Source organism: Sodalinema sp. (assembly GCF_046483825.1).
In the GTDB taxonomy this organism is placed as follows: Bacteria; Cyanobacteriota; Cyanobacteriia; order Cyanobacteriales; family Geitlerinemataceae; genus Sodalinema.
In genome coordinates this window covers 36,548-49,207 of the sequence record NZ_JAWOCL010000218.1, presented here as the reverse complement: position 1 = coordinate 49,207, position 12,660 = coordinate 36,548, and the positions used below count along the sequence as shown (strand labels likewise).

General features: G+C 52.8%; 9 protein-coding genes. 5 read left to right on the top strand and 4 right to left on the bottom strand.

Features of this window, described 5'->3' with window-relative positions; all coding sequences use genetic code 11:
- Nucleotides 1-181 precede the first annotated feature (181 nt).
- Nucleotides 182-1,522: a S41 family peptidase gene (locus R6U67_RS14230; protein ID WP_410253155.1), complete on the bottom strand. Its 1,341-nt coding sequence runs from the start codon at nucleotides 1,520-1,522 to the stop codon at nucleotides 182-184.
- A 380-nt stretch (nucleotides 1,523-1,902) separates the two neighbouring features.
- Here R6U67_RS14230 and R6U67_RS14225 point away from each other — a divergent pair, with 380 nt between their 5' ends.
- Nucleotides 1,903-2,721, top strand: a complete 819-nt coding sequence (locus R6U67_RS14225) for a hypothetical protein (RefSeq protein ID WP_410253154.1) — start codon at nucleotides 1,903-1,905, stop codon at nucleotides 2,719-2,721.
- A gap of 1 nt (nucleotide 2,722) precedes the next feature.
- Complete coding sequence (locus R6U67_RS14220) at nucleotides 2,723-3,436, top strand: YdcF family protein (protein ID WP_410253153.1); 714 nt, start codon at nucleotides 2,723-2,725, stop codon at nucleotides 3,434-3,436.
- Here the strand turns inward: R6U67_RS14220 and R6U67_RS14215 are convergent.
- Nucleotides 3,348-3,863: a hydrogenase maturation protease gene (locus R6U67_RS14215; RefSeq protein WP_410253152.1), complete on the bottom strand. Its 516-nt coding sequence runs from the start codon at nucleotides 3,861-3,863 to the stop codon at nucleotides 3,348-3,350. The genes R6U67_RS14220 and R6U67_RS14215 overlap by 89 nt on opposite strands.
- A gap of 132 nt (nucleotides 3,864-3,995) precedes the next feature.
- Between R6U67_RS14215 and R6U67_RS14210 the strand changes: the two genes are divergently transcribed.
- Nucleotides 3,996-4,685, top strand: a complete 690-nt coding sequence (locus tag R6U67_RS14210) for a hypothetical protein (protein WP_410253151.1) — start codon at nucleotides 3,996-3,998, stop codon at nucleotides 4,683-4,685.
- 136 nt (nucleotides 4,686-4,821) lie between these two features.
- Here R6U67_RS14210 and R6U67_RS14205 read toward each other — a convergent pair whose 3' ends face one another.
- Entirely contained in the window at nucleotides 4,822-6,576 is a 1,755-nt protein-coding gene (locus R6U67_RS14205; protein WP_410253150.1) for a potassium channel family protein, read from the bottom strand.
- Between the two features lie 291 nt (nucleotides 6,577-6,867).
- On the opposite strand from R6U67_RS14205, the gene R6U67_RS14200 reads away from it, so the two are divergent.
- A complete protein-coding gene (locus tag R6U67_RS14200) occupies nucleotides 6,868-8,154 on the top strand; it encodes an RNA-guided endonuclease InsQ/TnpB family protein (RefSeq protein ID WP_410253149.1) in 1,287 nt (428 codons plus the stop codon).
- Nucleotides 8,155-8,297: 143 nt separating this feature from the next.
- A complete protein-coding gene (gene mfd / locus R6U67_RS14195) occupies nucleotides 8,298-11,771 on the top strand; it encodes a transcription-repair coupling factor (protein ID WP_410253148.1) in 3,474 nt (1,157 codons plus the stop codon).
- Between the two features lie 143 nt (nucleotides 11,772-11,914).
- On the opposite strand, the gene R6U67_RS14190 is transcribed toward mfd, so the two are convergent.
- On the bottom strand, nucleotides 11,915-12,400 hold the full coding sequence (locus R6U67_RS14190; RefSeq protein ID WP_410253147.1) for a hypothetical protein: 486 nt from the start codon (nucleotides 12,398-12,400) through the stop codon (nucleotides 11,915-11,917).
- Between the last annotated feature and the right edge of the window lie 260 nt (nucleotides 12,401-12,660).

The following is a 12,660-nucleotide window of genomic DNA, read 5'->3' as shown; positions in this document are numbered from 1 at the left end:
GGGGAACCCACCCCTAACCCCGACCGTGGAGGGGATAGCCGTTCGCCCTCCTCGGTGTCAGATCGATAGCAAACATCTCGAAAAATGGGATCACACCGAAAACAGGATGGCAGAAACAATTCAGCCCTGAATCGGCCGAGTTTTCCCGGCAACGGGTTCGAGCTAGCCAAACCTGGGCAAATTACCTAGCGGCCTCAAGCTCCTTGAGCCGTAGAACCTTTGCCGCCGCATCCGTTGAACCCTCACCACGGGCCACCGGAATCTGGCGTTGAAATAGGTCGATCGCCCGCGAATAAACCGGATCAGAAAGAGTGCCTCGGCGATCGCCTTCCCGACTTAACAGAAGTTGCTGATCCCCCGTCATCTCCACCCGAGAATCCGGAAAAATTCCCTGCTCGCTAATATCTGTCCCATTGGGGGTAAAATAACGAGCCACCGTCACCGCCAACCCCGAGCCATCCGACAAAGAATTAACCGATTGCACCAACGCCTTACCAAAAGTTGGCGTACCAATAATCGTAGCCCGTTCATTATCCTGTAACGCTCCGGCCACAATCTCGCTCGCACTAGCCGAATTGCGATCAACCAGAACCGCCAGAGGTAAATCCGTCAACGCCGTCCGGGTGGCCTCAACCGCCTCAACATTGCCATGACGGTCAACCGTACTGACAATCGCCCCTTCATTCAACCACATACGAGCAATCTGAATACTCACATTCAGCAAGCCTCCAGGATTCCCCCGTAAATCTAGCACAAACGCATCGACCCCCTGATCTTTCAATTCCTCAATAGCCCGATACATCTGCTCATGAGCATGAGAACTAAACTCACTCAAGCGAATATAACCAACCCGAGTGTCTCCCTCCAAGCTGAGACTATGATGAACCGCCGGGAGTTCAATGCGGCTACGAACGAGAGTCACATCAAACTCTCGTTGATCGCGTAAAATCGTCAACGTCACCGGCGTACCAATCTCACCTCGAATCCGTTGCGACGCCTCATCAACTCCCATAAAATCGGTTGAGTCACCATCAATCGCCAAAATGCGATCGCCCCCCTCAATCCCCTCACGACTCGCCGGAGAATTGGGAATCGGCTCCACAATCGAGAGATTTTGTTGTTGCTCATCCCGTTCTAAGCGCAAACCCACCCCCGACAGTTCCCCCGAGGTTTGCTCATTGAGCGCCTCAAAAGCTTCAGGGTCCAAAAAGCGTGTATAGGGGTCATCCAAGCGGGCCAAGGCACGACGGAGCGCCGCATAGGCCTGTTCTCGGGAACTGTACTCCTGCCCTAAAAGTTCTTCACGGACTTGTTGCCAATCCGTATCTTGAAAGTTTTCATCGACATAATCGCGATTAACAATCTGCCAGGCCTCATCCAAAACGGCTTTAGGACTATTTTCCAAAGTGGCGGCGTGACTCGATCGACTCGACAGCGGATTAAGGAAGGACACGGTGCTGGTTAGAAGAACAGTGCCAACCACCGTAACGGATTGAAGAATGGAAGGATGAGGACGATTCATGCGTGATGGGGTCGAAGAAGGACGATAAAGCGAAACGAGGTTGAATATGAACCCTTTAGACCCTATCTACAGGTCTTGGAACCGTAATTCCTGATGATGCTAGTCTCAACGATGCCATGTCAGCCCTAAGCAGATATCCGAGATGAGTCACCGTACGAGTCCTAGTGGGTCTGGCTGGGCGGGTCTAACCAATTTTGACTTATTTTGACTTAAAAGATAAACCACTGTAGCCATTCCAGGGGCGGTTGAGTAGTGTCTGCGATCACAATGTGACTGACAATCTGACTGATCATCTGACAGACCGGCGGCCATTAGGGGCGATCTTTATGTCAAGCCGTGATCTATCCTAGAAGGGAGAGTTCGGCCAAAACACAGAGGTTATGACGGTTCAAATGCTGTCTGGCTCGAAAGCCATAGGATTAAGTTTAATTACCGCAACCTTAGCCGCGATCGCCGCGATCGGCCTCCAGGGACTACGCTGGCAACAGGTCATCAACCAGGAGACCGAACCCGTCCAAGAAGAACGACGCTTAGAACTGCAACTCGCGCTTCTTGATCAATTGCCCAGTTTAGGCTTTGACAACGCGATCGCCAGTTGGACCTTTCTACAATATCTACAATACTTTGGCGACGAAGCGGCCCGAGATCAAACCGGCTGTCGTCTTAACTTCGCCTATCTCGACCAAGTCACTCAACGAGACCCCCGTTTCTTCACCGCCTATACCTTTGTCCCCGGAGGCGTCTCCTACTGCCAAGGAGAACCCCTAAAAAGCGTCGAACTGCTCGATCGCGGCTTAGAGTCCATTAGCCCCGACATCGACGAACAAGCCTTTGTCTTAGCCCTCCTAGAAGCCTTAGATCGCTTTCTCCTCCTGGGCGATGTTCCTGGGGCCATCCACGCCTACGAACAAGCGGCCGACTTAGCCGCAGAAACAGACAGCTACGCCGATTTTGCCTCCTACTACCGGCAAACCGCCCAATGGTTGCGGGACAATCCCGACAGTCTGCGCGCTCGTTTCATCGGTTGGCAAGAAGTTTACTTTAACGCCACCGATGAAAGCGTCAAAGAACGAGCCATCAGCGAACTCGAAAACCTCGGCGCACAAGTCATTCGACAGGACGATGGTTCCGTCGAATTTCGCCCACCCTCCCAACAAGACCTGAACCCATCGCCCCGCAACAACGAAGGCAGCGACTAACATGACCCGACCCTCCTGGCAGAGAATCCCCCAGTCACTCTGGCGCTGGCTCCAGTCTAAGCGATCGCTGTGGACCCAACTCGCCTGGGGAATACTGGGACTCATCTTAGCCCTGGTTCTCGTTAGCGGACTACGTGGCCTTGAGGCCCTCAGCTATCGAGACGATCCCACCGATGGGGTATTCGTCTTAGGTGGAAGCATTCGCCGCGAAATCTATAGCGCCCAATACGCGCGATCGCACCCCCAAATTCCCATCCTCATCTCCACCGGTTCCCTGCCCCCCTGCATCTATCTCATCTTCGAACGAGACAACGCCCCCATGGACCGAGTCTGGCTGGAAAACTGCGCCTATTCAACCTTTTATAACTTCTTCTATAGCCTGCCCATCCTCGAACGTTGGCAGGTGCATCACGTCGAACTGATCACCTCAGCCAGTCATCTCCCTCGGGCCATTTGGATGGCCCGAATTAGCCTGGGGTTGCACGGAATCTGGGTTGACGCGAACATCGTCCCCGAAATTGGTGTACCCGGTAACCAAGAAAGTCGCCTCAAAACCCTATTAGACGTCACACGAACCGGACTTTGGGCGGTTCTCAGTCAGATTTATGCCCCCTCCTGTGACCAAATCATTCAACTGAGTGAGGTGGATTTAGATCACTGGGCAACAAAAGGCTTCCACTGTGAACATCAAGGACAAGTGGATTGGCAGCCGTGAACCATTCCCGCAACTGCTGAAGCACCTGCGTCATCGCCTCTTCAACCGACTCCGACAATCCCTCACCCAAACCAAACTCCTGGCCCGGAATCGAGATTAACCAAGCTTGGGGGCAACGCTCATACAGCCATTGCGTCATTCCCAGCAAAGACGAGGGAGTCAGATGATGTCCCATCACCGTTGGTTCAGAATCAGCACTCAGAGGTTCAATCCTGACCTCATTTCCCTCCAAAGAGGCATCAACAAACAGTGCCAGATCCACATCAGCCAAGGATTCCGCCAATTCCGGCATTAACTGATGCCGAGGCAGCGATCGCACCCCCGGTAACTCCCAATCCGCCACCTCTGCCGCAATCCGTTGTCCCACTCCATCATCGCGGCGCAATAGACTACCATATCCGATCAGTAACCAAGACATCTCTGTCATCGTGACCCTATCTCCTCTGTGCCCATAAACACTAAAATAGCTAACATTAAACACCACAGTCATGAATTAACGGTCAAACTAATCCAACCATCGTTCTCCCTTTTCCCCGTTCTTGACGATTAAACTCTCCCCATGAAACTCCCTGTTCGGACTCTAATGAGCTGTTCGCTCCTCTTCACCCTGGTCGCCTGTCGTCAGCAAACCGCAACCTTAACCCCAGCCCAGGTCGGAGATGCCCCCAATAGCGCTGATTTAGCCTCCAGCCGAGAAAGACCGCCGGGGCTAACCCAAGCCGACTTTGAAACGCGCTTGGCCGGCGTCTGTCGGATTACCAAGATTTCCGAGGGAGACATTCCCCTATCTGAAAAACCCGTCTTTGCCATTACCGAAGCGCCTCACTCTGAAGAGGAGATCACCGACAATAGCCTTATCTTCATTCGTGACACACCCGAGACCAATTACGACATCATCGGGAAACTCCCTGACCTTGAGGCTGATGTGCGTGATGTCACCTCAGGAGACCTGAATGATACGCCCTTGATTCTCTGCTCCCATGAGACCATGAACCCTAGCGATGGGGAAACCTGCTGGTATCTCAATGAAGAAGGTTGGTATGGCTCCCTAGCCAGTTATGGAACTCAGGCGAGGTTGTATCTCGTCGAAGCTAAAAGCTTGGATTTAATTGCCCAAACCCAAATCCAACGACCCAGCCTCGGCTGTCCTGAAACCTGGACTTTACCCGGAGACAGCCGAGAGCAAGTGCGGGATGCTGGCCCGATTGACGTCAATGAAATTCGCACCTGGCTCAACAGTTTGTCCTAGTCTCCAACTTAGCTAATTCCGCCACAAGATTGGTAGCGTGATGGCGAAACCCAGCCAGGACAGGGCCTGTCTTCCTAGGAGGAGAAGCCATCCCTAGCCGCTGCCAGCGAGGGGATTTTGCCCCCCGACAGTCCCGTCAATTGTTCATCACGATCCGATTCTGACGGGAGTTAGACTGACCATTGGACTCAGACGATGGGGCCGGGAGTTGAAGTTCCGGTTCCACCACACGCCAGAGTTGAGCCAAACGATTAGCCGGAATCGTTAAATAGAGGCGATCGCCCGCTGTCAACTCAGCCCCCAATAACTCCCAACCATGGAGAGTATCGCCACGGGTTTCGAGATAGAGCGGCACAAAATCACCATTCGCCGCCGCCGACTTCACATCCTGTCCCAGAAACGGGTGTTCGGGGGTGATCGTCGTGGCCATAGCAATCCAGAGATTTCCCGCCGTCATCCCACTGCCAAAAATCTGACCCCCCAGGGCCGCCGCCGCAAAGGAGGGAGCAGCAATTTCCGTCGGACTCAAGACCGAGTTAAACTCAAACACCTCCTGAACCATCATGCCAAAATGGGCATCATGGGCGCGGACAACCACCCGGACATCGCTCTGAAGTCCTTTAGCCGTTAGGGCAATTTCTAGGTTGGTGGTGTCATCGCTGCTAACCGCAAACAGAGCCTTGGCCCGGTGAACGTTCGCCGTTTCCAGGGTATCCGGGAGCGTCGCGTCTCCTTGCACAACCGGGATTTTCAGAGATTGGGCTGTATGCAAAAAGCGACCATTGGGATCATGATCGATCGCCACCACCTCATAGCCATTTTCCTGCAAACGGGTGGCAATCTTAATGCCAATGCCCCCTAACCCACAGACAATATAGTGATTCTCACTCGGCGTTGGGGCCGCATTCCAAAGTTTACGGAAGCTCGTTCCCAACACCCAGTCATTGAGGAGAGCATAGGCAATACCAATCACCCCGGCTCCCGCTAACATCATGATCACCGTAAAGACTTTAATCAAGGCTGGAGCCGTTTCAGCAACCTTTTCGTTCCCGCCGGCCCCGGTAATCATGCCCACAGAAAAATAAAGGGCATCGACCGCCGTCACCTCAGCATTAATTGCCGTGTATGTCAAGGTGGCAACGAAAATCGTTAGAAACAGAACCAGAGTAATCGCCACACTCGACTGAATTTGCTGACGTAGGGTTTTCAGCCAACGGAAAAATTGTTTTCCTCGGGCCAGCCAGGATTTATGGCGGGAGCCGATCGTCGGCTGAGTTGCAATAATCAGGCGATCGCCGACTTGCAGAGGCTGTTGACGCAACACCGCCGAAACCAAATCTAAATGAGTCTGCATCGGCAGATAATAGATCAACATCCGCGAGCGATCGTCCCAGAGTTCATCTAAGGTGCGTCCTAGCCAATCATGGCCCTCATGGATATACTCTTCATGAATGGGCCAAGTCTGGTTAAATAACTGAAGTTGACCAATCGCCCGATTTCCGAACGCCGCAAAAGCAAACACCGGCGCCGCCAAGGCCGACACACTCATGGCCGTATGATGCTCCAGGGTATGATTGAGTCGTTCCCCCAACCGCTGGTTGAAGAGTCGATTAACAATGCGAATATGGGGATTCAGGAGACGCGCCTGCACTAAAACCGCTAGATTGACCGCATCATCAACCATCGCTAACACCAGAGTTTGAGCCTCTTGGATGCCAGCCGCGAGAAGCGTCGAGGACGATCGCAAATTGCCCACAATCACATGATCCGTTTCCTGGGGGAGAGGGTGATCATGGATACCGATGGCCTCAATCCCTTGCTGTCGCAGCAGTCGGAAAATTTCGTAGCCCGTCGGACCTAATCCACAGACAATAATCTGGGGTGTTCTCATTATTAAACAATGCTGAACCGCATCTGTGCTAGGTAGCTTGGGAAAGGGGGGATGGTCTCAGTCTCGGTGCAATGGCTCAGGGGGACTGATGATGACGCAAAGGTTCATCGAACCTTAACCCCACCCCCCTTGACCAAACCACTGCCGCTCATTGTCCCTTAGGACGGATCAGCGTTTTGTAGCCTTGAACACTCAAACCAACCCTTAAATCAAGACTCAAACCGACCTAGAGCCATGGCCGCTGAGGTGAGAAATGGCCGCATCTGGTTAGAATAGATCAGATTGACCTCAATGTCGAAAGAAGGCTCGCACTCTAATCTTGGATTGAGTGCCGAGATGAATGGCGACCCATCAACAAAAGTTATGGTAGTATGGAGCCACAAAGCTAGTCTCTTGGTCATGTTCGTACTTGAAGCCAAGCTCAGAGGTTCTGTCAAGCCGTTTGCGGTCATTGACGAAATGATTCGCACGGCAGCCTTTGTCAGAAATCGTTGTATCCGACACTGGATGGATCATCAAGGCGTTGGACAATACGACCTATCTGCCCTCTGTGCGGTTCTGGCAAAAGAGTATGAATGGGCCAAGAAACTTAACTCCCAAGCTCGTCAAGCTTCGGCTGAAAAGGCGTGGCAGTCAATTCAGCGTTTCTACGAGAATTGCCAAAGTCCATCGGTCAAAAAGAAGGGATACCCAAAATTCAAGAAGGCCAGGTCGGTTGAGTACAAAACAACGGGCTGGAAGCTCTCTGAAGATCGGCAGTCTTTAACGTTTACTGATGGATTTAAGGCAGGAACCTTTCGCATGAGAGGAGCGTTTGACCTTAACTATTATCAACCCGAGCAAATTAAACGGGTTCGGGTTGTGCGTCGGGCGGACGGGTATTATGTCCAATTTTGCCTTAAACATGACCGATTAGAAGCCGTGGAGCCGACCGAACAGGTGATCGCCTTGGATGTCGGTTTAACCCACTTTTATACTGATAATCGGGGCAATAAGATTGAGAATCCCCGTCATCTCAGAAAAGCGGAGAAGTCCCTCAAACGGCTTCAACGCCAGGTAAGTCGCAAACAAAAAGGCTCCAACAAGCGGAAAAAGGCGATTACCAAACTGGGAAGAAAGCACTTAAAAGTCTCTCGCCAACGTAAAGACTTTGCTGTGAAGTTAGCAAGGTGCGTCGTCAAATCTAACGATTTGGTGGTGTTTGAAGAGCTTCAAGTGCGGAATCTGGTTAAAAACCATCGTTTAGCTAAAAGTATCAGTGATGCAGCCTGGCGACAGTTCTTTGAGTGGTTGGAATACTACGGTCAGGTCTTTGGCAAAATTGTCATTTCCGTCCCACCGCAATCTACCAGTCAAGAGTGTAGTGCCGGTCATCAAATTGTGAAGAAGTCCCTATCTCAAAGAACCCATATTTGCTCCTGTGGATTGGTTCTCGATAGAGACGAAAATGCTGGACGGAATCTTTTGGCTAAAGGATTAGAACTTGTGAGTAGGGGGGGACACTCCCGAATTAACGCCCAAGGACATCTAAACCTCTGTCAAGTTAGCGAAAGCTTGCTTGATAAGTTTGGTGGTTGAATTGGGAACCCCACGCCGTAATCTTTGATTCGGCGCTGGGAGGATGTCAGCTCAATGCGATGAGAAGACTCGCGCTAGACCGAAGGTTAGCCGTGAGATGAATCGTCGCATCACTGTCGTGCGATCGCTGCTGTTGCTCTGTTATGGCTTTTTCTTCCGTTGTTCGTACCCTGGCTCGAACTCCTCTAACTCAAGAGCTAAACACCGTTCTCGATCGCGATGGACGCTTACACCTCGATGGAGTTCCTCGCTTTCCCAAGGGTCTGATGGTATCGGCCTTAGCCCAACAACGTCAACAGCATCTCTGTACCATCACCGCCACCTTAGAAGAAGCCGGCCGTTGGGCGGCGCAACTGCAAGAAATGGGTTGGCCGGTGGTTCACTTCTACCCCACCAGTGAAGCCTCCCCCTATGACGACCGTGATGCCGACGAAATCACCTGGGGACAATTACAAGTTTTAGCCGATCTCGTCCATCTACCAGACCGCGATCCTCCCCCCTTCGCCATTGTCGCCACCCAACGCGCCCTTCATCCCCATTTACCCCCCCGCGAACACTTTAGCCAATCCTGTCTGCGTCTCCACCTCGGACTCGAACTCTCCCTAGGCGCCCTCAAACGGCGGTTAGCAGAATTGGGCTATGAGTCGGTGTCCTTGGTCGAAAGTGAAGGACAATGGAGCCGACGGGGGGATATTATCGATATTTTCCCGGTTTCCGCTGAACTGCCGCTGCGTCTGGAGTTTTTTGGCGATGAACTCGAAAAAATGCGGGAATTTGACCCCATTAGTCAGCGATCGCTTGACAAAATAGACCAAGTTGTGCTAACACCGCGCCAACTCAACAGTGGTCTGGCTACCGAGATGGGTGACGATTGGCCCCAACAGGCCAGCGACTTATCCCCGAGCGCCCAAGTCGGCTTAGCCTTTGATGTCCCCGCCTCCCTGCTGGACTACCTACCCGAGAACAGTCTCCTCGTTGTCGATGAACCCGAAGCCTGTCAGGGTCACAGCGATCGCTGGGTTGACCATGTCGAACAGGACTTCCTCAGCCATCGCGATCGCCATCCCCAACTCAGCCCCCTCCATCGCCCCCTAAACGAAAGTCTCGCCCCCTGTCCCTTGCCACAAGTCGATTTGCGGGAATTAGTCGTCAGCGATCGCGACGCCGACAACCACCCCGGCAAACATCTCAACCTGGCCAGTCGCCGTCTAGCCACCACCCCCCATCAATTCGCCAAAATCGCGCAAATTCTGCGACAGGAACGCGATCGCGGCTTCAACATCTTTCTCGTCTCCGCCCAACCCAGTCGCACCGTGGCCCTACTCCAAGAACATGACTGTAGCGCCCAATTCCTGCCCAATCCCCGCGACTATCCCGCCGTCGATCGCCTGCAAACCCATCACATCCCCATCGCCCTCAAATACTCAGGCCAAGCCGAACTCGAAGGCTTCATCCTGCCCACCCTACGCCTCGTCATCGTCACCGATCGCGAGTTCTTCGGTCAACATGCCCTCGCCAGCCCCAGCTACATCCGCAAACGTCGCCGGGCCGCCTCCAAACAAGTCGATCCCAACCAACTGCAACCGGGAGACTACGTCGTTCACCATAACCACGGAATCGGGCAATTTCTGCAACTCGAAAGCCTCACCCTCAACGGCGAAACCCGCGAATATCTGGTATTACGCTATGCCGATGGAACCCTGCGCGTCGCCGCCGATCAACTCAACGCCCTCTCTCGCTACCGCCATACCGGCAGTGGCACCGTGCAACTCAACAAAATGTCGGGCAAAGCCTGGGAACGGACGAAAAACAAAGTCCGCAAAGCCATCAAGAAAATTGCCATTGACTTGTTGAAACTCTACGCCCAACGAGCCAAACAACAGGGATTTGCCTATCCTCCCGACATCCCCTGGCAACAAGAACTCGAAGACTCCTTCCCCTATCAACCCACCCCCGATCAACTCAAAGCCACCCAAGATATTAAACATGATATGGAGAGCGATCGCCCCATGGATCGCTTAGTTTGCGGCGATGTGGGTTTTGGCAAAACTGAAGTGGCCATCCGGGCCATCTTTAAAGCCATTACGGCCGGTAAACAAGTGGCCCTACTCGCCCCCACGACGATCCTCACCCAACAGCATTATCACACCCTCAAAGAGCGCTTTGCCCCCTACCCGATTCAGGTGGGCCTGCTTAACCGCTTCCGCACCACCGAGGAACGCAAGGACATTCAGCAACGTTTAGCCACTGGGGAGTTAGATGTCGTGGTGGGAACCCATCAACTCCTGGGTAAAAGCGTGAAGTTCAAAGACTTGGGACTATTGGTGGTGGATGAAGAACAGCGATTTGGGGTGAGTCAGAAAGAGAAAATCAAAGCCCTGAAAACCCAAGTCGATGTCTTAACCCTGACAGCGACACCGATTCCTCGGACCTTGTATATGTCTCTGTCGGGGATTCGTGAGATTAGCCTGATTACCACGCCGCCGCCCTCCCGCCGTCCCATTAAAACCCATTTAGCCCGCTATGACTGGGAAACCATCCGAGGGGCCATCGCCCAGGAACTCGATCGCGGCGGCCAGGTGTTTTATGTGGTTCCCCGAGTCGAGGGGATTGAGGAGCGATCGGCGAAAATTCGTGAACTCGTTCCGAGTGCTAGGATTGCGATCGCCCATGGTCAAATGGACGTGGCTCAACTCGAATCAGTGATGTTAGCCTTTAGCAGTGGTGAAGCGGATGTTCTGGTTTGTACCACCATTGTTGAGTCAGGCTTAGATATTCCCCGCGTCAATACGATTTTGATTGAAGATGCCCATCGCTTTGGTCTGTCTCAACTGTATCAACTGCGAGGCCGGGTGGGGCGATCGGGGGTTCAGGCCCATGCCTGGTTATTTTATAGTCAGCGTCGTCAACTCTCCCAAGCCGCTCAGAAGCGTTTGCGGGCGTTGCAAGAGTTTAGTCAATTGGGATCGGGGTATCAGTTGGCCATGCGAGATCTCGAAATTCGCGGCGTGGGGAATCTGTTGGGGGCCGAACAATCGGGCCAGATGAATGCGATCGGCTTTGATCTCTATCGCACCATGCTTGAAGAAGAAATCCGCGACATTCAGGGCCAGGCTATCCCCAAAGTCAATGATACCCAAGTTGATCTCAACCTGACGGCCTTTATTCCCAGCAACTATATCCCGGATCTCGACCATAAAATGAGTGCCTACCGTCAGGTGGCTACCGCTGACTCCTCGGACGCCTTGCAGGCGATCGCCCTTGACTGGCAAGATTGCTACGGTCCCCTCCCGAAAGCCGCCAGCCAACTGTTGCGGGTGATGGAACTCAAACAACTGGCCAAAACGCTCGGATTTTCCCGCATCAAGCCCGAAGGAAAACAACATGTCGTCCTAGAGACCCCCATGGAAGAACCCGCCTGGGGACTCTTAAAACGACATTTACCGAAACATTTACAGTCCCGGTTCGTCTATAGTTCTGGGAAGGTCACCGTGCGTGGCCTCGGAGTCCTCTCGGCTGAAAAGCAACTCGATAGTCTCATTCAATGGTTAGAATGCTTACGTCCAGCCTTAGACGACGCCCAAAACGCAGCCGATTTAGCCGCCAGTGCCTCCTAGGGAGCCAGGCACCTCTTGGTTCGTCCTTCCCATGCAGATGTAAACCTTGCCACGACAATTGCTGCCACGACAATTGCCACGAAAAAACAACGCCCAAAACCCTGTTATCCGGGGCGTTGACGCACTCCTCTCCTGAAAAGTCTCTAAACCCTAGCCATTGCTCTCAACTCCCGAGGTTGGACTCGCTTAGGGTAACGCACCATCTTGATGGTACTGGGCAAAACCCCCACCAAGCTCGCTAAGGCATCATCGGGCAAACTGTTTACCGTATCTGCGTCAAAATAATGTTCAAACTGGGCCAACAACATTTTCGCCCGTTGCAGGGGGACGGGGTTTTCCGTCAACTGTTCCGTCAGACGAATCCAATGTCGTCGAATGGAATAGGCTTTTTGCCGATCTTCATAGGCTTCGGGCGCAACAAGAGCGAGATCCCCAACGGGAATCGTCCGTTGGGTTCCTACATCAAAAAAGCCCCCAACAGCAGCCCCAGGTCCCGCAAACTCTGCGTGGTATCGTTTGTAGATAATCAAGCCGTTGCGACGACGACTATCGACCGCCAACAGCTGACCGCTATTAAGCTGGGAAATAAGCTCGGCAGGTTGTGAAGACTTAACGAGGCTTCGCGACATATCAGTAACTCTCGTTTCAGGAATGGATCATGCCTTAGGTCATAGTCAGGCGGTCAAGGGGGAGGCATCTGCTCTTAGAGTAACTTAATCTGTTAAGAGATACCACGAAACTCGTACCGAAGTAGAAGGACGACAGGAGAGATAGATCCAGCACTCAATCACGGCAAAACCAGCTCTGTCAGTCCGCTAAACGGTCGTGGGTGATGAGTATTTTAGATAATGGAACAACCCTAGATGCAATGACCTAGATGTCATGACCT

What these genes read in the sequence shown, in the direction of transcription:
- R6U67_RS14200 (WP_410253149.1), top strand. Translation starts at nt 6,868, where the DNA reads ATGTCGAAAGAAGGCTCGCACTCTAATCTTGGATTGAGTGCCGAGATG.
- R6U67_RS14225 (WP_410253154.1), top strand. Translation starts at nt 1,903, where the DNA reads ATGACGGTTCAAATGCTGTCTGGCTCGAAAGCCATAGGATTAAGTTTA.
- R6U67_RS14220 (WP_410253153.1), top strand. Translation starts at nt 2,723, where the DNA reads ATGACCCGACCCTCCTGGCAGAGAATCCCCCAGTCACTCTGGCGCTGG.
- R6U67_RS14205 (WP_410253150.1), bottom strand. Translation starts at nt 6,576, where the DNA reads ATGAGAACACCCCAGATTATTGTCTGTGGATTAGGTCCGACGGGCTAC.
- R6U67_RS14230 (WP_410253155.1), bottom strand. Translation starts at nt 1,522, where the DNA reads ATGAATCGTCCTCATCCTTCCATTCTTCAATCCGTTACGGTGGTTGGC.
- mfd (WP_410253148.1), top strand. Translation starts at nt 8,298, where the DNA reads ATGGCTTTTTCTTCCGTTGTTCGTACCCTGGCTCGAACTCCTCTAACT.
- R6U67_RS14215 (WP_410253152.1), bottom strand. Translation starts at nt 3,863, where the DNA reads ATGACAGAGATGTCTTGGTTACTGATCGGATATGGTAGTCTATTGCGC.
- R6U67_RS14190 (WP_410253147.1), bottom strand. Translation starts at nt 12,400, where the DNA reads ATGTCGCGAAGCCTCGTTAAGTCTTCACAACCTGCCGAGCTTATTTCC.
- R6U67_RS14210 (WP_410253151.1), top strand. Translation starts at nt 3,996, where the DNA reads ATGAAACTCCCTGTTCGGACTCTAATGAGCTGTTCGCTCCTCTTCACC.